19 protein-coding genes are annotated in these 20009 nt (G+C 71.0%); 9 read left to right on the forward strand and 10 right to left on the reverse strand.

From position 1 onward, the window contains the following. The first annotated feature begins 24 nt into the window (after window positions 1–24). The 4 genes from ACIBQX_RS38080 to ACIBQX_RS38095 all read left to right on the forward strand — a co-directional run bounded on the left by ACIBQX_RS38080 (window position 25) and on the right by ACIBQX_RS38095 (window position 2845). A complete protein-coding gene (locus ACIBQX_RS38080; protein WP_397013325.1) occupies window positions 25–1515 on the forward strand; it encodes a peptide MFS transporter in 1491 nt (496 codons plus the stop codon). Between the two features lie 11 nt (window positions 1516–1526). Continuing rightward, window positions 1527–2135, forward strand: coding sequence for a trimeric intracellular cation channel family protein (locus tag ACIBQX_RS38085; RefSeq protein ID WP_397013327.1), 609 nt, complete (start codon window positions 1527–1529; stop codon window positions 2133–2135). A gap of 70 nt (window positions 2136–2205) precedes the next feature. Continuing rightward, window positions 2206–2442: a hypothetical protein gene (locus ACIBQX_RS38090; protein ID WP_397013490.1), complete on the forward strand. Its 237-nt coding sequence runs from the start codon at window positions 2206–2208 to the stop codon at window positions 2440–2442. 19 nt (window positions 2443–2461) lie between these two features. After that, window positions 2462–2845, forward strand: a complete 384-nt coding sequence (locus ACIBQX_RS38095; RefSeq protein ID WP_397013484.1) for a type II toxin-antitoxin system VapC family toxin — start codon at window positions 2462–2464, stop codon at window positions 2843–2845. On the opposite strand, the gene ACIBQX_RS38100 is transcribed toward ACIBQX_RS38095, so the two are convergent. Then, window positions 2829–4259 carry a PLP-dependent aminotransferase family protein gene (locus tag ACIBQX_RS38100; protein WP_397013328.1) on the reverse strand — a complete coding sequence of 477 codons (1431 nt, stop codon included), beginning with the start codon at window positions 4257–4259 and terminating at the stop codon, window positions 2829–2831. The two genes, ACIBQX_RS38095 and ACIBQX_RS38100, sit on opposite strands and share 17 nt — an antisense overlap. Before the next feature lie 62 nt (window positions 4260–4321). On the opposite strand from ACIBQX_RS38100, the gene ACIBQX_RS38105 reads away from it, so the two are divergent. After that, window positions 4322–4924: a YitT family protein gene (locus ACIBQX_RS38105; RefSeq protein WP_397013330.1), complete on the forward strand. Its 603-nt coding sequence runs from the start codon at window positions 4322–4324 to the stop codon at window positions 4922–4924. Window positions 4925–5062: 138 nt separating this feature from the next. Continuing rightward, window positions 5063–6850, forward strand: coding sequence for a glycoside hydrolase family 15 protein (locus ACIBQX_RS38110; RefSeq protein WP_397013331.1), 1788 nt, complete (start codon window positions 5063–5065; stop codon window positions 6848–6850). Here the strand turns inward: ACIBQX_RS38110 and ACIBQX_RS38115 are convergent. Together ACIBQX_RS38115 and ACIBQX_RS38120 are read right to left on the reverse strand one after the other, a co-directional pair. Then, window positions 6822–7688, reverse strand: a complete 867-nt coding sequence (locus ACIBQX_RS38115; RefSeq protein ID WP_397013332.1) for a hypothetical protein — start codon at window positions 7686–7688, stop codon at window positions 6822–6824. The two genes, ACIBQX_RS38110 and ACIBQX_RS38115, sit on opposite strands and share 29 nt — an antisense overlap. A gap of 41 nt (window positions 7689–7729) precedes the next feature. Continuing rightward, on the reverse strand, window positions 7730–8623 hold the full coding sequence (locus ACIBQX_RS38120; protein ID WP_397013334.1) for an LD-carboxypeptidase: 894 nt from the start codon (window positions 8621–8623) through the stop codon (window positions 7730–7732). Between the two features lie 154 nt (window positions 8624–8777). Between ACIBQX_RS38120 and ACIBQX_RS38125 the strand changes: the two genes are divergently transcribed. Beyond that, window positions 8778–9662 carry a sulfotransferase gene (locus ACIBQX_RS38125; RefSeq protein WP_397013335.1) on the forward strand — a complete coding sequence of 295 codons (885 nt, stop codon included), beginning with the start codon at window positions 8778–8780 and terminating at the stop codon, window positions 9660–9662. Here ACIBQX_RS38125 and ACIBQX_RS38130 read toward each other — a convergent pair. The 6 genes from ACIBQX_RS38130 to ACIBQX_RS38155 form a co-directional block, all read right to left on the reverse strand. Next, a complete protein-coding gene (locus ACIBQX_RS38130) occupies window positions 9634–11523 on the reverse strand; it encodes an ABC transporter ATP-binding protein (RefSeq protein WP_397013336.1) in 1890 nt (629 codons plus the stop codon). The two genes, ACIBQX_RS38125 and ACIBQX_RS38130, sit on opposite strands and share 29 nt — an antisense overlap. A gap of 80 nt (window positions 11524–11603) precedes the next feature. Beyond that, on the reverse strand, window positions 11604–12437 hold the full coding sequence (locus ACIBQX_RS38135; RefSeq protein ID WP_397013338.1) for an enoyl-CoA hydratase/isomerase family protein: 834 nt from the start codon (window positions 12435–12437) through the stop codon (window positions 11604–11606). A gap of 117 nt (window positions 12438–12554) precedes the next feature. Next, window positions 12555–12770: a helix-turn-helix domain-containing protein gene (locus tag ACIBQX_RS38140; RefSeq protein ID WP_020547488.1), complete on the reverse strand. Its 216-nt coding sequence runs from the start codon at window positions 12768–12770 to the stop codon at window positions 12555–12557. Window positions 12771–12883: 113 nt separating this feature from the next. Beyond that, entirely contained in the window at window positions 12884–14482 is a 1599-nt protein-coding gene (locus ACIBQX_RS38145; RefSeq protein ID WP_397013339.1) for an ABC-F family ATP-binding cassette domain-containing protein, read from the reverse strand. 253 nt (window positions 14483–14735) lie between these two features. After that, on the reverse strand, window positions 14736–15755 hold the full coding sequence (locus tag ACIBQX_RS38150) for a LacI family DNA-binding transcriptional regulator (protein WP_397013341.1): 1020 nt from the start codon (window positions 15753–15755) through the stop codon (window positions 14736–14738). A gap of 99 nt (window positions 15756–15854) precedes the next feature. Then, a complete protein-coding gene (locus tag ACIBQX_RS38155; protein WP_397013342.1) occupies window positions 15855–16508 on the reverse strand; it encodes an acVLRF1 family peptidyl-tRNA hydrolase in 654 nt (217 codons plus the stop codon). 119 nt (window positions 16509–16627) lie between these two features. On the opposite strand from ACIBQX_RS38155, the gene ACIBQX_RS38160 reads away from it, so the two are divergent. Together ACIBQX_RS38160 and ACIBQX_RS38165 are read left to right on the forward strand one after the other, a co-directional pair. Next, window positions 16628–17653 (forward strand): EAL domain-containing protein, encoded by a 1026-nt coding sequence (locus tag ACIBQX_RS38160; RefSeq protein ID WP_397013344.1) that lies wholly within the window; start codon window positions 16628–16630, stop codon window positions 17651–17653. Window positions 17654–17717: 64 nt separating this feature from the next. Beyond that, complete coding sequence (locus ACIBQX_RS38165; protein ID WP_397013345.1) at window positions 17718–19013, forward strand: aminotransferase class V-fold PLP-dependent enzyme; 1296 nt, start codon at window positions 17718–17720, stop codon at window positions 19011–19013. 105 nt (window positions 19014–19118) lie between these two features. Here ACIBQX_RS38165 and hisG read toward each other — a convergent pair whose 3' ends face one another. Next, window positions 19119–19964 (reverse strand): ATP phosphoribosyltransferase, encoded by an 846-nt coding sequence (hisG, locus tag ACIBQX_RS38170; protein WP_397013347.1) that lies wholly within the window; start codon window positions 19962–19964, stop codon window positions 19119–19121. Window positions 19965–20009 lie beyond the last annotated feature (45 nt).

Raw genomic sequence — 20009 nt, forward strand, 5'->3', positions numbered from 1 at the left:
TTTCGCATCCTTGGGGGGGCTGGGATGACCAACGGCGGCAGGACGTTCTTCGGCCATCCGTGGGGCCTGGCGACGCTGTTCGGCACCGAGATGTGGGAGCGGTTCAGCTGGTACGGCCTGCGCGCCATCCTGGCCACGTTCCTGGTGGCCTCCCCCGTCCAGCAGGGGCTGGGGATGACGGAGGAGACGGCGCAGGCGGTCGTCGGCGTCTACGGCGCGCTGATCTATCTGGTGGCGCTGCCCGGCGGGTGGATCGCCGACCGGATCCTCGGCCCGCGCAGGTCGGTGTTCTGGGGCGGGTTCGTCATCATGTGCGGCCACATCAGCATGGCCGTCCCGGTGCCGACGCCGTTCTTCGTCTGGCTGGGCCTGCTGCTCATCATCGCCGGCACCGGCCTGCTCAAGCCGAACATCTCCGTCATGGTGGGCAAGCTCTACCCGGAGGACGACGACGCCCGCAGGGACGCCGGGTTCTCCCTGTTCTACCTGGGCATCAACCTCGGCGCCTTCTTCGCGCCGATCGTGGTGGGCCGGCTGGCGGCCGGGGACCGGTGGCACCTGGGCTTCGGCGCGGCGGCGGTCGGCATGGCGCTGGGCCTGGCGCAGTACGCATGGGGTGGCCGCGGCAGCCTGCGGGGCGTCGGCGAGCGGCCCAACGTGCCGCTCACGCCGCAGGAGACGCGGCGGTTCGCCCTGGTGGTCTCGGCCGCCGTGGCCGTGGCGGCGATCGCGCTGGGCGCCTGGGCGGCGAGCGGCACCTTCACGCTCAGCCGGTTCACGCTGGTGATGACGGTCCTGATCCTGGCGGTGCCGGTCCTCTACTTCGGCTACATCATGTTCGGCAGCCACAACCTCACCGAGGACGAGCGATCCAGGATGAAGGCGTACATCTGGCTGTTCGTCGCGGCCTCGATCTTCTGGATGATCTACGATCTGGCGCCGAGCAAGCTGCTGTTCTTCGCGCAGAACCATACCGACCTGTCGCTGTTCGGCATCCCCATCCAGGCGGCGACCACGCAGTCGTTCAACCCACTGTTCATCATGATCTTCGTGCCGGTGTTCGCGGCGCTCTGGGTCAAGGTCGGCACGCGAGTGAGCACGCCGCAGAAGTTCGCCTTCGCGCTGGTCATGGTGGGCCTGAGCTTCGTAATCATGGCGCTGGCCGCCGCCCTGGCGCAGGGCGGCAGGGTGTCGGTCTGGTGGCTGGTGCTGGTCTACCTCATCCAGGTCTTCGGTGAGCTGTCGCTCAGCCCCGTCGGGCTGTCGGTCACCACCAAGCTGGCGCCGCTGGCGTTCAAGGGGCAGATGCTCGGCATCTGGTTCATCGCCGTGTCGGTCGGCGACGCGGTCGGCGGGCAGACCGGGCGGCTCGGCGACGTGCTGTCCGATCCCGCCTACTACCTTCTGCTGGCCGCGATGGCGATCGTCGCCGGGCTGGCGCTGTTCATGTTCACCCGCAGGCTGCGGGCGATGATGTCCGAGCACCACGTTCCCGCGACGCCGCCGATCCGGTAGACATTGCCACCGTGGCTGAACTCCTCGATCTCGTGGGCATCTTCGTCTTCGCCCTGTCGGGCGCGCTCATGGGCGTGCGCAAGCGGCTCGACGTGGTAGGGATGGCGGTGCTGGCCGAGATCACCGCGCTGGGCGGCGGCATCGTCCGCGACCTGGTCCTCAACGTGCGCCCCACCGCGTTCCAGAGCGTCGGCTACGTCGTGGTGCCACTGGTGGCGACGGTCGTGGTCTTCTTCTTCCATCCGCACGTGGCCCGGGTGATGCCCGCCATCCTGGTGTTCGACGCCGCCGGGCTCGGGCTGTTCTGCGCGGTCGGCACGGCCAAGGCGCTGGAGTACGGCCTGAGCCCGCTGCACGCGACGCTGCTCGGCGTCACCACGGCGGTGGGCGGAGGCATGCTGCGGGACATGCTGGCCGGCGAGATCCCCACCTTGCTGTACGACCGGCAGCTCTACGCCCTGCCCGCCCTGCTGGGCTCGGCCACGCTGGCCGGCCTCTGGGTCGCCGGCGTGTACGGCTGGCCCGCCACCCTGGCCGCCGCCCTGCTCGCCTTCGGCCTCCGCTTCGCCGCCATGCGCCTCAACTGGCGCGCCCCCCTGGCCAGAGGCCTCGGCGAGTAAGACCGCCAGATTGCGGGAAACCCTCGCTGTCGCACTCTGGATACGACTAACTCAGGGAGTGATGCAGACAGTGACGAAGTCGATACGCATTGACGATATCCCCGACGACACCTACGAGGCGCTTCTGGCGCAGGCGGAGGTCGAGGGCCTCACCGTCTCCGACTATCTGCGTCGACAGCTACGACTCATCACCCGGCCCACCGTCGCGGAGGTCATCGCTCGAGCCCTCAGCCGGCCCAGGGACCACGGCCCGACGAACCAGGACGTCCTGGAGGCGATCTGGGAAAGCCGCGGCGACCAGCGGTGATCGTCGTCGACGCCTCCGCCTGCGTGCACGTCCTCCAGGTGTCGAACCCCGACCCGGACCTCATCGACGCCTTCAACGGACCATCTCCCTACACGCGCCCGCGATCGTCGACGCGGAGGTGCTCAGCGCTCTCCGAGGCCTGGTCGTCAGCGGAAAGCTCCCGCTGCACCGAGCCAACACGGCGCGCAGGGACTTCGCCGACCTCCCGCTGATCCGCTACCCGATCGATAAACTGGCCGACAGGGTCTGGGAACTGCGCAACAACCTGACGGTGTACGACGCTTCCTATATCGCTCTGGCGGAGGCGTTGGACTGCACTCTGGTGACGACCGACGACAAGCTGCGCAACGCGTGCGGTCACCACGCGGCCGTCGAGGTCTACGCGCTCAGACCATCGGGCTGAGTGAGTCCGGCAGGGGGACGGAGCCGACCCGGCCGCGGTGGCAGGCCTCGGCGATGCGGGTCACCGCCTCGCGCAGCACCTGGGGCGGCTGTGTGTACGGCAGGCGCAGGTGGCCCTCCAGCGTGCCTTCGAGGCCGAACCAGGGGCCGGGCGCGAGTCGTACACCGTGGCAGGCCGCGGCTTCGGCGAGGGTGACGGCGGAGCCGGTGCCGAGCCGGATCCAGAGCGTGCCGCCGCCGCGCGGCACCGCGAACTCCCACGCGGGCAGGTGCTCGCGCAGCGCCGCCACGAGCGCGTCGCGTGAGGCGCGCAGGGTGCGGCGGCGTTCGGCCCTGGTCTCGTCGAGCCGGTCGAACAGCCGGGCCACGACGAGCTGGTCCAGCACGGGGCTGGCGATGTCCTTGGACGCCCGGTGCAGGGCCATCCGGCGGGCCAGCGCGGCAGTGGTGCGGATCCAGCCGATGCGCAGCCCGCCCCACCAGAGCTTGGACGCCGACCCGATGGTGACCACCCGGCCGTCGTGGCCGAAGGCGGCCATCGGGGCCGTGCCCGGCACCTCGTCCAGGGCGAGCTCCGCCCAGGCCTCGTCGATGAGCAGGAGGGTGTCGGCCCGCCTGGCGGCCTCGGTGACGGCGGCGCGGGCGGCGTCGTCCATGAGGGCGCCGGTGGGGTTCTGGAAGTCGGGCATCAGGTAGGCCAGCCGGGCCGAGGACTGCCGCATGGCACCGGACACCAGGTCGGTCCCCCAGCCCTCGGAGGAGACGCCGACGGGCACCAGTCTGGCGCCGCGCAGGCGGGCCGCGTCGATCGCGTGCGGGTAGGTGGGCGACTCGACGACCACCGCGTCGCCGGCGCCGATGAGCACGCCGAGCACGAGGTTGATGGCGTTCTGGGAGCCGGTGGTGACCAGGATCTGCTCCGGCCGGGTGGCCACCCCGCGCGCGGTGTAGTAGGCGGCGATCCGCTCGCGCAGGAGGGGCAGGCCCAGCGGGTGGTAGCCGTTGCCCATCCCGTACCGGGGCATGTCCTCGACGGCCTCCAGCATCGCCTCGCGCAGGGCGCGGGGTGCGGCGGGGGCGGCGGCGTGCAGCTGGATCAGGCCGTCGTCGTAGGCGGCGAGCCAGGGGTTGTCGGAGCTGACGGCCGGGTCCGGCAGCGCGGTCCAGCTTCCCGAGCCCTGCCTGCTCTCCAGGAAGCCGCGCTCGCGCAGCAGGTCGTACGCCGCGGTGACGGTGTTGCGGCTGACCCGGAGAGTCTCGGCGAGGTGGCGCTCGGCGGGCATGCGCACCCGCACCGGGATCTGCCCGTTCATGACCAGGGTGCGCACGGCGTCGGCGAGCGCGCGGTAGTAGGGCCGGGCCTCGCGGCTGACGTCGACGAGCCGGGCCACCTGACCGGCGGACAAATGCCTCACAGGGCCACTTTCGATGATTGGCCCTGTTTTGGCAAGTTCTGCCATGTCACGCTGGGGTCATTATGAGCGAAGCGACAATTCCGGCCGTCAGCGGCCTGCCCGGCCGGCTGGCCCGCCTCTACGGAGGCCTGGCCCTCTACGGCGCCGGCATCGGCCTCCAGGTGGGGTCCGGGCTCGGCAACGGCCCCTGGGACGTCTTCCACCAGGGCGTCGGCCTGCGGGCTGGCCTGTCGATCGGGACCGTCATCATCGTGGTCGGCGCCCTGGTCATGCTGGCCTGGATCCCGCTGCGGCAGCGGCCGGGCTTCGGCACGGTCAGCAACGTCATCTTCGTCGGCCTGTTCGCCGACGCCGCCATCCTGCTGCTGCCGCCCTCCGGCCACCCCGTGCTGAGCTGGCTCTACGTGGCGCTCGGTGTGGCATCGGTCGCCCTGGCCACCGTGCTCTACATCAGCGCGGGCATGGGCGCGGGACCTCGCGACGGGATCATGACCGGCCTGGTCCGGCTGGGCCTGTCGGTCCGGCTGAGCCGCTTCCTCATCGAGGTCACGGTGCTGGCGGCCGGCTGGCTGCTCGGCGGCACGGTCGGCCTGGGCACGCTGGTGTTCGCACTGGCCGTGGGCCCGCTGACCCAGCTGTTCGCCCGCTGGTTCCCACTGAGGTGAACCACTGAGGTGAACCACTGAGGTGAATGTCCGCCCCGCACGGGCAGGACCCAGATCTGATCACGTGGCCGGACCGGCATGACGCGACATGCCCGGACTCGGCCGCGTGATCACCCTTCCTCCGAGTAGCGTCGGGGCATGCGGATCGAGGACTACGCGCTCATCGGGGACATGCAGTCGGCGGCACTGGTGGCCAGGGACGGCTCCATCGACTGGCTCTGCCTGCCCAGGTTCGACTCACCGGCCTGTTTCGCCGCGCTGCTCGGCGGTGATCGCAACGGTCACTGGTGGCTCGGCCCCGAGGGCCGCCGGCCCGCCACCCGGCGCCGCTACCGGCCCGACACCCTCATCCTGGAGAGCGAGTGGGACACCCCCACGGGCACCGTCCGGGTGATCGACTTCATGCCGCCGCGCGACGTCAACCCGGACGTGGTCCGCATCGTGGAGGGCGTCTCCGGCACCGTGCGGATGTCCACCCAGCTGCGGGTCCGCTTCGACTACGGCCGGATCGTGCCCTGGATCCGCCGCTTCGAGGGCCACCTGCAGGCGGTCGGCGGCCCCGACTCGGTCTGGCTGCACTCCCCCATCCCGCTGAAGGGCGGCGACTACGCCCACGTGGCCGACTTCGAGGTGAAGGAGGGGCAGCGGCTGTCGTTCGTCTTCACCTGGCATCCGTCGCACGAGCCGATGCCCCGGCAGATCCACGGCGAGACCCAGCTGGCCGAGACCGAGGAGATGTGGAAGGACTGGGTCAGCACGTGCACCCACCAGGGCCCGTGGCGCGAGGCCGTGATCCGCTCGCTGATCACGCTGAAGGCCCTCACCTACTCCCCCACCGGCGGCATCGTCGCCGCGCCCACCACCTCGCTGCCCGAGGACCTGGGCGGGGTGCGCAACTGGGACTACCGCTTCTGCTGGCTGCGCGACGCCACGATGACGCTCGACGCGCTGATCGGCAACGGCTATCTGGAGGAGGCCGGCGCCTGGCGGTCGTGGCTGCTGCGGGCGATCGCCGGCAGACCGCAGGACCTGCAGATCATGTACGGCGTCGCGGGCGAACGCCGCCTGCCCGAGCTGGAGCTCGACTGGCTTGAGGGCTACGAACGCTCCCGCCCGGTCAGGATCGGCAACCAGGCGGTCAACCAGCTCCAGCTCGACGTCTACGGCGAGGTGATGGCCTGCCTGTTCCTGTCGCGCACCTCCGGCCTGGCGCCCGACGACCGCGCCTGGGCCATCCAGCGGGAGCTGATCAACTACGTGGAGGAGCACTGGGACGAGCCCGACGAGGGCCTGTGGGAGGTGCGCGGCCCACGCCGGCACTTCGTGCACTCCAAGATGATGTGCTGGGTGGCTCTCGACCGGGCGGTCCAGTACGTCGAGCGGTTCGATCGGAAGGGGCCCGTCGAGCGCTGGAAGGCGCTGCGCGAGGCCGTGCACGCCGAGATCTGCGCGAAGGGCTTCGACCCCGAGCGCAACACCTTCACCCAGTCCTACGGCTCGCACGAGCTGGACGCGGCGCTGCTGCTGATGCCGATGGTGGGCTTCCTGCCGGTGGACGACCCCCGCGTGACCGGCACCGTGGCGGCGATCGAGAAGGAGCTGATGGCGGAGGGGTTCGTGCTGCGCTATCCGGTGGCGGCCGACAACGACGTCGACGGCCTGCCGGGCGGCGAGGGCGCGTTCCTGGCGTGCAGCTTCTGGCTGGTGGAGGTGATGGCCATGCAGGGGCGCAAGGACGAGGCCGAGGAGCTGTTCGGGCGGCTGCTGGCGCTGCGCAACGACGTCGGGCTGCTCGCGGAGGAGTACGACCCGCGCTACGACAGGCTGGTGGGCAACTTCCCGCAGGCCTTCTCGCACGTCCCGCTGATCCACGCCGCGCGGGCGCTGTCGAAGGACGTCACGCGGCCAAGCGGGCCAACACTCTAGCGAACTCCGGCGGCGGGGCCACGACCAGGCGCGTCTGGCCCCGCTGCAGCACGAGGTCGGCCCGGATGAGCGTCAGCCGCCCGTCGTGCCACCAGTAGACCTGGGCGCTGAGCCCGCCGGTGCGGGCGGCGTGCACGCGCAGCCGCTCGATGGCGCGCACCACGCCGATCCCGTCCACGGGGTGCACGAGCAGGGTGTACGGGTCCGGCAGCACGACCAGGGCGCCGTCGGCGGGGATCGGCAGATAGTCCTCCAGCCAGCGCAAATGCGTGGCGGCGGACGGAGTGTGCCCGGTGAGCCGGGTGACCGGCGTGCCGGACAGCTCGATGGACTCCACCGAGAGCTTGTCCGCCCGCCTGACGTTGGCGACGGCCAGATCGATCGCCTGCGCGGTCGGCAGCGGCCAGCAGCCGGCCTCCTCGGGACGGACCGGCCGGGACCCTACGGAGAGCAGCTCCACCAGGTCGCCGTTGAGGTGACGGCCCACCACCCTGGTCAGGTCGGCCACCTCGTCCACGGCCTCGACCCGGGTCGACAGCAGCGTCCTGACCTGCTCCAGGTCGCACACGTCGAGCAGCTCGTCGGCGGCGGCGACGGCGTGCGCCAGGTGCTCGGAGACCAGGATCGGCCAGTCTTCCCTGGGCCGGCGGCCCACCTCGCGGCGCAGCCCGGTCAGCCGGACGAGGATCTCCCGGCTGCCACCGAGGGTCAGCGATCCGCCGTCGGCGGCGAACGTACAGGTGTAGCCGTGCGAGTCCGCGACGAGCGCGAGCAGGGAGTCGAGGTCGACGTCCTCGGTACGGCGCGGGGACTCCCGGTCACGTTTGAATAGATTCACGCGCCGTGTCCCTCTCTGTCGGTTTCGTCCGCATGTGCGTTCTACCTTGCCTGCTCCTCGTTCCAGAACGGACCAGACAGCGAGCACGATTCGGTATCGATAACCCCAAGAGCCCCAAGCCACACACTCATTTGTGGAGACCCATGGCCGATGGGAAGCCCCGCCAGGATGGGCACCCCGAGCGGCAGCAGCCGGTCGCGCAGCACCGGGAGGGGGTCGCCGCAGTCGACCCAGGAGCCGAGCGCGATCCCCCGCACGCCGGCGAACGCCCCCGACTGCAGGAGCTGGGTGAGCAGGCGGTCCACCCGGTAGGGCTGCTCGCCGATGTCCTCCAGCAGGGCGATCTTGCCGGCGAACGACGGCTGGTAGGCGGTGCCGCAGAGGGATGCCAGCAGTGACAGGTTGCCGCCGTGGAGCACCCCGGCGGCGCGGCCCGGCGCGAGCACCAGGTCACCGGTGACCGGCGCCGGCGCGCCGAACAGGGCCGCCCGCAGATGCTCCCACGTCGCGGGCTCCGGCCCCTGCTCACCGCCCATGAGCAGGCCGCCGGGCATCGGGCCGTGCAGCGTGGGCACCCCCAGCTCGGCGGCGAACGCGTGGTGCAGCGCGGTGATGTCGCTGGAGCCGATGAGGGTCTTCGGCCCGGCCGCCCGCATGGCGTCCCAGTCGAGCAGGCCGAGCAGCCTGGCCGCGCCGTAGCCGCCCCTGGCGCAGAAGACCGCGCCGACCGCCGGATCGCACCACGCCGACCGCAGGTCGGCGGCGCGCGCGGCGTCCGCACCGGCCAGATAGCCCAGGTCCTGACGGTCGAACACGTGCGGGCCGACGACGACCTTCAGCCCGAGCCCCTCCAGCCGCTCGACGCCGCGGCCGAGCAGGAGGGCGTCCACCGGACCTGACGGGGCGACGACGGCGACGGTGTCACCTGACTGCATCGATCAACTCCATGACGAGCGGGGGCGGTGCCGCCGACCGGCCCAGCTGCGCGGCCGACCGGCGAAGGCATCGTACGGTCTGCGCGGGCGTCGCTCACGACCGGCCCGGCGCTGGCTCGCCCACCTGCCAAACGGTGCCACACTTACCTGTCGTATGCGACTTCCGCCCCACATCCTCGTGGTCAACGGCATCAAGGTCCGCAGGCCGGTCTTCCTGCTCGGTGCTCCGCATTCCGGCGCGGACCTGCTCGCCCGTGCCCTGAAACGCGCGCCGGGCTGTCACGTGACCATGGGCCGCGCCTGCGTGGCCCACGTGGTCTACGCCTTCGCCCGCAAGCCGTCGATCGGCCGCACCTCCGGCGCCGTCCGGGTGCTGCGCGACGCGCTCGCCGAGTCGTGGCAGGTGCTGGGCGGCTCGTGCGGCCTGTGCTCCGAGCCGTGCCGGGAGGCCGGGGGCGTCACCACCACCGGGCCGTGCGTGTCGACGGACGAGGTGACCAGGTTCGGCGACGCCAGCCCCGACCTGATCTACAGCGCCCCGGTGCTGCTGCGGGCCTTCCCCGACGCCCGGTTCGTGCAGCTCATCCGCGACGGCCGTGACGTGACCGCCGACATGCTCGACGATCCGGCCAGCCTCGCCTGGTTCAAGCCGGTGATGCTGCCGGAGGACACCGAGTTCCCCAACGCCTTCCTCGGCGTCAATCGCGACGAGCACCGCGACCGGTGGAAGACCATGCCCGTGGCGGGCAAGAGCGCGCTGCGCTGGCGCAGCGCGGTGCGGCTGAGCGCCACACTGCGCAAGGAGCTGCCCGAGGACCAGCTCCTCACCCTCCGCTACGAGGACCTGGTCCAGCAGCCCGCCCGGTCGGTGGCCACCCTGTCGGAGTTTCTGGAGACGCGGGTGTCCAAGATCGCCCTCTACGGCCCCCGCGTCCCCGAGGTGGGCTCCTGGCGGACCCGGCTCCGCCCCGCGGACCTGGAGCTGGTGGAGAAGGTGGCCAAGCAGGAGCTCACCCGACTGGGCTATCTGAAGAGCTGAACTGGGTGCGGTAGAGCTCGGCGTACAAACCGCCGCGCGCCAGCAGCTCCTCGTGGCGGCCCCGCTCGGCGATGCGCCCGTCGTGCACGACGAGGATCTCGTCGGCCTCCCTGATCGTCGACAGCCGGTGCGCGATCACCAGCGAGGTGCGGCCGCGCAGCGCGGTCTTGAGCGCCTTCTGCACCGCCGCCTCCGACTCCGAGTCCAGGTGCGCGGTGGCCTCGTCGAGCACGACCACGCGCGGCGCCTTCAGCAGCAGCCGGGCCAGCGCCAGGCGCTGCTTCTCGCCACCGGACAGCCGGTAGCCGCGGTCGCCGACGACCGTTTCCAGCTGGTCGGGCAGCGCCTCGACCAGCTCGCCGATCTGCGCGGCGCGCAGCGCCGCCCACATCTCCTCCTCGCTCGCCTCCGGGCGGGCGTAGCGGAGGTTGGCGCCGATGGTGTCGTGGAAGAGGTGCGGGTCCTGCATGACCACGCCCACGGTGTCGCGCAGCGAGGCGAGCGTGGCGTCCCGCACGTCCATCCCGTTGATCCGGACCGCGCCCTCGTTGACGTCGTAGAGCCGGGAGACCAGCGAGGTGATCGTGGTCTTGCCAGCGCCGGAGTGGCCGACCAGGGCGATGAGCGAGCCCGGCGCGGCCGTGAACGACACGCCGTTGAGCACCGGCTGGGACGGGCCGCCCGTCTCCGCCCTGGCGACCGACTCCAGTGAGGCCAGCGACACCTCCTCGGCCGACGGGTAGCCGAAGCGCACGTCGTCGAACTCGATCGTGACGGGCCCGCCGGGCAGCGGCCGGGCGTCCGGCTTGTCCGCGACCATCGGCCGGAGGTCGAGGATCTCGAAGACCCGGTCGAAGCTCACCAGGGCGGTCATCACGTCCACGTGCACGTTGGACAGCGAGGTCAGCGGCCCGTACAGGCGCATCAGCAGGGCCGCCAGCGCCACCAGCGTGCCGAGCTCGAAGACGTCGCCGACGGCCATCACCCCACCGATGCCGTAGACGAGCGCGGTGGCCAGCGCCGCGACCAGGCCGAGCGCGACCCGGAAAATGGTGGCGTACATGCCGACGGTGACGCCCACGTCGCGGACCCTGGCGGCCCGGTCGCTGAACATCCGCGCGTCGTCCTCGGGCCTGCCGTAGAGCTTGGCCACCATCGCGCCCGCCACGTTGAAGCGCTCGGTCGTGACCGAACTCATCTCGGCGTCGAGCTGCATCTGCTCGCGGGTCAGCGCCGACATGCGCCGGCCGACCCATTTGGCCGGCACGATGAAGATCGGCAGCAGGATCAGCGCGACCAGCGTGACCTGCCACGACAGCACCAGCATGGCGCCGAGCACCAGGACGAGGCTGACCACGTTGGACACCACCGACGACAGCGTGCTGGTCAGCGCGCGCTGGGCGCCGATGACGTCGGTGTTGAGCCGGGAGACCAGCGCGCCGGTCTGCGCGCGCATGAAGAACGCCACCGGCATCCGCTGGACGTGGTCGAACACCTCGGTGCGCAGGTCGAAAATCAGCCCCTCGCCGATGCGGGAGGAGAACCAGCGCTGCACCAGGGTCAGGCCGGCGTCGACCAGCGCGAGCACCGCGATCGCCACGGCCAGGCCGATCACGACCTCGCTGCGCTCGGCCAGGATGCCGTCGTCGATGATCGCCTTCATCAGCAGCGGGTTGGCGACCACGATCACCGCTCCCGCCACCACCAGCAGCAGGAAGGCGACGATCTGCTTGGTATAGGGCCTGGCATAGCCGGCGATGCGCCTGACCGTGCCAGGCGAGAGCCGTTGTTTGGTCACCGAGCCGTCGCGCCGCAGCGAGGCCCACACCGACGGACCGAAACCGCCGCCCATCATCGCCATATAGGGAGTCCCTCCTCCCTCAGCAGAGCGTCACAGCGCCGTCCGGCGATTCCCACATCAGCTCAAGGCGAAAACGGGCCTCACGAGCCGCCCGCGAACAGGGCCCTCAGGCGCTCGGCCTGCTCGGCGCCCTCCGCGGCGCGCTGCTCCTCCAGGGTGCGCCCCTGCGCTCCCTGGAGGAGTCGCTTGGTCGCCGCCGCCGCGTCCCGGTTGGTCGACAGCAGCTGCGCGGCCTTCTCCTGTACGGCCTTCGCCAGGTCCCCCCCGGCGACCACCCGCTCGGCCAGGCCGATGCGGTAGGCCTCGTCCGCCTCCACCACCCTGGCCGTCAGGCAGATGTCGATCGCCTTGGCCAGGCCTACCAGGTCCACCAGCGGCTTGGTGCCGGTCAGATCGGGCACCAGCCCCAGTGCGGGCTCTTTCATGCAGAACTTGACATCGTCGGCCACGATGCGCAGGTCACAGGCGAGCGCGAGTTGAAATCCCGCGCCGATCGCGTGACCCCGCACGGCCGCGATGGAAACTATCTCTGGGCGGCGTAGCCACAGGAACCCCTGCTGGGCCTGCTCGAGCAGCTCCTCGAACGATGCGCTGTCGAGCCGCGCCGCCGAGCTGAACGAGCCCTGGCCGGGCACCCCCTCAGGGGTGAACATGCGCAGGTCGATCCCCGCCGAGAAGGACGGTCCCTCACCGTTCACCACGACCACGCGAACCCGCTCCGGCAGATTGTCACCGATACGAGCCAGGGCCGACCAGGTAGCGAACGTCTGAGCGTTCCGCTTGTCCGGCCGGTCCAGTGTGATCGTCGCGATCTCACCGTCCACCTCGAAGCGCAGTCCGATCTCCGCCAGTCTTTCGGCGGAAACGTCCTCCGTATACCCCCCGCGCTGTTGTGGCGCCTTCGCTTCCGACATCGCCCGCTCCCTCGTCCACTGTCCGTCGCGCCCGAGCTTACAGAATATGATTCTGGCTCGGGCGCGACGTCGGCGGCTAGGGACGAGCGGCTGCGGTCGCACGTTCCGAGGCGGCCGTCAGCGCTTGGACTTACCTCGGGTCGCCCCGCCGCGCCCGCGCAGAGTCACTCCGGACTCGCTCAGGATGCGATGGATGAACCCGTAGGACCGGCCGGTAGAAGCGGCCAGGGCGCGGATGCTCTCACCCGCGGCATAGCGCTTCTTTAGATCTCCGGCCAGCTTCTCACGATCGGCCCCGGTGACCCGGGTGCCCTTCTTCAGTGTCTCGGCCACGAGTACCTCCTGTAGTGCCGGACTTCCGCAGCGTTACTCCGCCATGATCAGTCATTTCAGCGGGATCGGCTACCTACTCCACGGGAAAAGATCCGTACCCACCCAAATTAAGATCAGGCAAGTGCCACAAGATCGGAAAATTCCTCGCTCCACGCGTCTTCAGTTCCGTCTGGCAGCAAGATCACCCTATCCGGTGAAAGGGCATCAACGGCACCCTCGTCATGGGTAACCAGGACGATCGATCCTGAATACGACCTCAGAGCGGTGAGAACCTGCTCCCGGCTGACCGGATCGAGGTTGTTGGTGGGCTCGTCGAGCAGCAGCACGTTGGCGCTGGAGAGCACCAGCATGGCCAGCGCCAGGCGGGTTTTCTCGCCGCCGGACAGGACTCCGGCGGGCTTGTCGACGTCGTCGCCGGTGAACAGGAAGGAGCCGAGGACCTTGCGCAGCTCGGTGTCAGTGAACGTTCCGCCTGCCGAACGCATGTTCTCCAGAAGCGTTCTGTCACTGTCGAGCGTCTCGTGCTCCTGGGCGTAATAACCGACCTTCAGGCCGTGGCCGGGCTTGATCGCGCCGGTGTCGGGGCGCTCGATCCCGCCGAGCAGCCGCAGCAGCGTGGTCTTGCCGGCGCCGTTGAGCCCGAGGATGACAACCCTGTGACCTCGATCGATGGCCACGTCGACGTCGGTGAAGACCTCCAGGGACCCGTAGGACTTCGACAGGCCCTCCGCCATCAGCGGGGTGCGCCCGCACGGCTGGGGGTCGGGGAAGCGCAGCTTGGCGACCTTGTCGCCCTGGCGCACCTCCTCGGTGCCGGACAGCAGCCGGTTGGCGCGGCGCATCATGTCCTGGGCCGCCTTGGCCTTGGTGGCCTTGGCGCGCATCTTGTCGGCCTGCGCGAGCAGCGCGCCCGCCTGCTTCTCGGCGTTGGCCCGCTCGCGCTTGCGGCGCTTCTCGTCGGTCTCCCGCTGCGCCAGATAGGTCTTCCAGCCGACGTTGTAGTGATCGACCGAGGACCTGTTGGCGTCGAGGTGGAGGACCTTGTTGACCGTGGCTTCAAGAAGCTGGACGTCGTGGCTGATGATCACCAAGCCGCCCTGATGAGAGCGCAAAAAATCACGAAGCCACCCGATTGAGTCCGCATCTAGGTGGTTTGTCGGCTCATCGAGAAGGAGAGTTTCCGCTCCGCTGAAAAGAATTCTCGCCAATTCGACGCGTCTGCGCTGGCCCCCGGAAAGCGTCTTCAACGGCTGTCCCAGGACCCGGTCCGCGAGTCCCAGGCTGGAGGAGATGGAGGCGGCCTCCGACTCCGCGGAGTAGCCGCCCAGGACGTGCATCTGGTCCTCGAGCCGGCCGTACTGCCGCACGGCCTTCTCCTGCGTGCGCTGGTCGGCCGAGGACATGCCGGCCTCGGCCTCGCGCAGCCTGCGCAGCACCTCGTCGAGGCCGCGGGCCGACAGGATGCGGTCGCGGGCGAGCACCTCCAGGTCGCCGGTGCGCGGGTCCTGGGGCAGGTAGCCGACGTTGCCGGTGGTGGTCACGGTGCCGGCGGCGGGCAGCGCCTCGCCCGCCAGCACCTTGGTCAGGGTCGTCTTGCCCGCGCCGTTACGGCCGACAAGGCCTATCTTGTCGCCGGGGTTGACGCGGAAGGAGGCACTCTCGATGAGCAATCGCGAGCCCGCACGCAGTTCGATGTCAGTAGCAATGATCATGGCGAAGGAAACACTCCCGAGGTAGGAAACGAGGGATTGGGCGCGCGGCGCCGGTCAATCGGGAGTGTGCATACCGATCAGTGTAGGCCCCTGATCGGGAGCCCCACCTCTGCTTTCTGTGTCCCCCGAGGCCCGGCGAAGATCACCGGACCTCGCTGGTCAGGCCCCTGACAGCGCCCCACGTACAACGTCCGGAGACGGCTTCTGATTTCCCGCGCCGCCCGCCGGTTTTGAAACGATTCACCTCGCGGTCTCAGCCGGTCCTACGCGCTCCGCTCGACTCGCGTACGACCAGGTCCGGCTGGAAGATGACCTGCCGGTGCCGGTGCCGCTCAGGGGCGGTCACCTCTTCCAGCAGCAGGTCGATGGCGGTGCGGCCGAGCAGCTCGCGCGGCTGGCGCACCGACGACAGCGGGATCGCCGCGGCGGCGGCGAAGTCGATGTCGTCGTAGCCGACGATGGCCATGTCCTCGGGCACCCGCAGCCCGCACGCCGCCATGGCCTGCAGGAACCCCAGGGCCAGCACGTCGTTGGCGCACAGGGCGGCGGTGGGCCGCTCGCCGTCCGGCAGCGCCGCCAGGCGCTCACCGGCGGCCCGCCCGGCCGCGACGCTCAGCGTGGGCGTGAGGCGGTCGATCAGCTCGACGCCGTCACCCGCCGCGTGGACGGCGTCGCGGACGCCCGCGCGGCGGTCGGCCATCTGCTTGATCGACAGCGGCCCACCGACGAACGCGATCCGCCGGTGCCCCCGCTCGACCAGGTGCGCCCCGGCCGCGTGGCCGCCGAGCCGGTCGTCGACCGCCACCGAGCACTGCGGGCCGGGAGCGGGGCTGTCGACGAGCACCACGGGCGTGCCTCGGGCGGCGAGCTCGGCCAGGTGGGGGCCGGCGGCGTCGACCGGGGTGATCAGGATGCCGAGGACCCGCTGCTGTTCGAGCTGGTCGAGGTGGCGGCGCTCGCGGGCCGGGTCGGCGGCGCTGTTGCAGAGCACCAGCATCGTGTCGTGCTCGTCGGCGAGCGCCTCGGCACCCCGCGCGACGTCGGTGAAGAACGGGTTGGACACGTCGAGGACGACCAGCCCGACCGTGCGGCTGCGCCCGGCCCGCAGGTGACGGGCCACCTCGTTACGGACGAAGCCCAGCTCGCGGATCGCCGTGAGGACCCGTTCACGCGTGGCGGGCGAGACGACCTCGGGGCGGTTGAGCACGTTGCTGACCGTGCCGACCGAGACGCGCGCCAGCCGCGCGACCTCCTTGATGCTCGTGGTCGCCATTGATCCCCGTGAGCCGTGCCACTGTGAACGCGCTCATCATAGCCACGTTGAATCGTCTCAAGCGGATCGTCCCAACCGGATCGTCCCAACCGGATCGTCTCAGGCCGGGTCCACCACCCGGATCCTGACCGCGCGGAACAGCTGCGGGGTGTCACGCAGGATCGCCAGCCTCGGGTCCGGCACGACGAGGAACGGCTCTGCCTCCAGCGCCAGCAGCGGCGCCAGCCTGCGGTCGGAGCGCAGGGAGTCGACCGCCTTGCGGTCGCCGCCCAGCACCACCGCGTCGAGCTCCCCCAGATGGGGTGACAGCACGCGCAGCGCCGTGTCGGCCGCCACCTCGAAGACCTTGCTCGCCTGGTTGTCCCGGCGCCTGGCGAAGCGCTGCTGCGACCAGCCGCCCGCCGCCGTCCGCCCCTGGACCAGGCGTGCGCCCACCTTGGACGCCACCAGCGAGCCGCCGTGGAAGACCCCTGCCGCGTAACCGCCGAGCCGCACCAGCACCACGCCCACCCGCCGCTCGGCCCGCGCGTGCTCGACCAGCCTGGTGACGTGCGGCGGCCCGGGCCTCATCGGCGGGAAGGGCGCGTGCAGCTCCGCCACGCCGCCGTCGGCGGCCACCAGCCGCACCGTCCGCTCGTCACCGGACGCCTCGAACGGTCCGTGCCGCCCGGCGAACCCGTCGATCCATGGGTGCACCCGCTCCGGCGGCACCGAGACCCACCGGCCGCCGCCCTTCGCCGGTCGCGTGCCCATGCCGGAAGGCTAGCCCATGCCGAATCCCAGCCGACGAAGTATGGAATACACGGAAAATGTCGGTAAATTTCATTTCACCAGGGTGTCGCCGTAGCCCACCCAGCCACCATCATCACTACGTGTCCTCCCTGCTCACCGGCCCCATCGTGGATCTCGACACCGGGGCCGTCATCGCTTACCCAGCGGCGCTGGACGCCTCAGGTCACCTCCGGGCGGCCCCCTTGCCCATGATGCTGGACCTTCCCATGCGCGTCGCCCTGGCCGGGGCCGGCGCGATGGCACCCCTGCACGACGCGCTGCACCGCGCCGGACGCCATCCCCGCGAGGCCATCCTGCTGTTGCACGGCCCGTGCGCCGAGAGCGACCGGCCGGTGCTCCGGGTCGTGCTCGAAGCCCTGCGCAACCACGGCTACCTGGTGGGCTTCGGCGGCGCCGGCGGCCAGAGCGCGCCCCTCGACCTGATCGCGGACGCCGCGCCGTACCTGGTGGGGCTGGCGCCCGACGTGGTCGCGCGGGCGCCGCGCGACCACCGGGCGACGGCGGTGATGCGGGCGGTGGCGTCCCTGGCGCGGGGCGTCGGCGCGCACGTGCTGGCGCCGGGCGTCACGACCGAGGCGGAGCTCGCGGCGGCCCGCGCGCAAGGGGCACGGCTGGCGCACGGCCCGCTGCTGGCGCCGGGGCCGGACGGGCGGATCCGGGTGCCGTTGCCGCCCCCCGTCGAGTCGTCCGCCACGGTCACGCTCGGCCCACGGGTGCAGGAGCTGCTGCTGCCCGCGGTGACGCTGCCCGTCGCGGCGAAGGCGGAGGATGCGGTGGAGGCGTTCGGGCACGAGCCGACGATCACCAGCGTGATCCTGGTGGACGAGTACCAGCGGCCCGAGGGCAGCCTGGACCGCAGCCGGTTCCTGCTGTCGATCGCCTCCCGGTACGGGCACGCGCTGCACGGCTCGAAGCCGGCCCGGCGGCTGGCCGACACGCCGCGCACGGTGCCGAAGAGCACTCCGGCGGTCGCGGCGATGCAGGTGGCGGGCCGGGACGGGCTGCGCGTCTACGACGACCTGGTGGTCACCGACGAGCTCAATCGCTGCCTGGGGATCGTCCGGGTGTCGGATCTGATCCGGCAGGTGGCGACGGCGCATGTCTGACGGCGCGTAACGACTGTGCGCGCCCTCTGGGCACGGGGACCCGGGCCAGGGTAGGAAAGGAGTCGTGACTCGGCAGCTGAACAGACGGGCCCTGCTCGGCGCGGGAATGCTGGCCGGTGTGGCCGCGTGCACCGCCACGCCGTCCCCCACCCCCGAGGGATCGCCCTCCTTCGCCCCGGACGACTGGGCGTCGGTCCGGGCGCAGTTCACGCTCGATCCGGCGTACGGGCAGTTCGCGGCGTTCGTCCTGGCGCCCGCGCCCGCCACCGTGCGGGAGGCGATCAGGCGGCATCGTGACGGCCTCGACGCCGACCCGCACTACCTGCCCGGAGGCAACGCCTCGCCGGACGACTCCGTCCTGGAGACCGCCGCGCGCTTCATCGGCGCCGACTCCCGCGACATCGCCCTGACCGACAGCACCACGATGGGCCTCGGCCTGCTCTACTCCGGCCTGAGGCTGCGCCCCGGCCAGGACGTGCTCACCACCGAGCACGACTTCCTCGCCACCCACGAGGGCGTGCGGCTGCTCGCCGACCGGACGGGCGCGAAGGTGCGCAGGATCAGGCTGTACGACGATCCCGCGCACGCGTCGGCGGACCGGATCGTGAGCGCGATCAAGGATGGCCTGCGGCCGCGCACCCGGGTGGTGGCGGTCACCTGGGTGCACTCCAGCACCGGGGTGCGACTGCCGATCCGGGCCATCGCCGACATGCTGGCCGAGGCCAACAAGGGCCGCGACGAGCAGGACCGGGCGCTGCTGTGCGTGGACGGGGTGCACGGGTTCGGCGCGATGGCCGACGAGGTCGGGGACCTGGGCTGTGACTTCCTGGCGACCGGCACGCACAAGTGGCTGTTCGGGCCGCGCGGCACCGGCTTCCTGTGGGGGCGTGCGTGGGACGCGCTCGCGCCGGTCATCCCGGGGTTCGGGCGGGCCTCGTTCGTGGCCTGGCAGCGGCGTGAGGGGCCGCTCGACACCACGGCGCAGCTGGCGACCCCGGGCGGCTACAAGGCGTTCGAGCACCGGTGGGCGATGACGCAGGCGTTCAACTTCCAGCAGGCGATCGGCAAGGACCGCATCCAGCGGCGCACCCAGGAGCTGGCGACCCGGCTGAAGGCGGGCCTGCGCGACATTCCGCACGTCCGGCTGGTCACCCCCGAATCCCCCGACCTGTCGGCGGGCCTGGTGTGCTGCACGATCGACGGCCTCCAGCCCGAGGAGGCGGTGAACCGGCTGCACGACCAGAAGGTGATCACCAGCACCACCCCGTACTTCCCGCCGCTGCTGCGCTTCGGCACCAGCATCGTCACCGACCCCGACAAGGTGGACCTGGCCATCGCGGCGGTGAAGGGACTCACCTGACCGCTGACGAGCCGGGCTCGCCCCGCTGGAGCGGGGCGAGCGGCCTGACAACGGACGCGCCGATCCCGGACGGTGAGCTCCGTCCGGGATCGGCGGTGACCTTCGTCAGATGCGGCAGGCGTAGATGTCGGTGACCAGGATGGCCCGCGCGCCGAGGTCCCAGAGCTGGTCCATGACCTGCTGGTGGCCCTTGCGGCGGACCATCGCGCGCACGGCCACCCAGCCCTCGCGGTGCAGCGGCGAGACCGTCGGCCCCTCCATGCCGGGAGTGAGCGCGATGGCCTCCTCGATCCGCTCGGCGCGGATGTCGTAGTCCATCATGACGAAGTCGCGGGCGTGCACGACCCCCTGGAAGCGGCGGACGAGCTGCTCGGCCGCCGGCGTCTCGGGCGAGCTCTGGCGCTTGATGAGCACGGCCTCCGAGCGCATGATCGGCTCGCCGAACACCTCGAGGCCGACGTTGCGCAGGGTGGTGCCGGTCTCCACGACGTCGGCCACCGCGTCGGCGACGCCGAGTCTGATCGCGGTCTCGACGGCGCCGTCGAGCTTGATGACGCGGGCGTCGACGCCCTCCTCGGAGAGGTACTTGTCGAGCAGGCCGGCGTAGGAGGTGGCCACGCGCAGTCCCTGCAGGTCCTTGACGGAGGTCATCGTGCCGGCGTTGCAGGCCAGGCGGAAGGTGGATCCGCCGAAGCCGAGCGGCATGATCTCCTCGACCGGCGCGCCGGAGTCGATGAGCATGTCCCGGCCGGTGATGCCGACGTCGAGGGTGCCCTCGCCGACGTAGACGGCGATGTCGCGGGGGCGCAGGAAGAACAGCTCGCAGCCGTTGTCCTCGTCGACGACGACGAGCTCCTTGCTGTCTCTTCGAGACCGGTAGCCGGCCTCCTTGAGCATGATCTGGGCGGCCTCACTGAGTGCGCCCTTGTTCGGTACGGCCAGACGTAGCATGTCTGTTCCTCGGTGTCGTCCATGTTCGCGGGTGTGGGCGGAGGC

This window comes from Nonomuraea sp. NPDC049714 (assembly GCF_044465295.1).
Taxonomy (GTDB): domain Bacteria; phylum Actinomycetota; class Actinomycetes; order Streptosporangiales; family Streptosporangiaceae; genus Nonomuraea.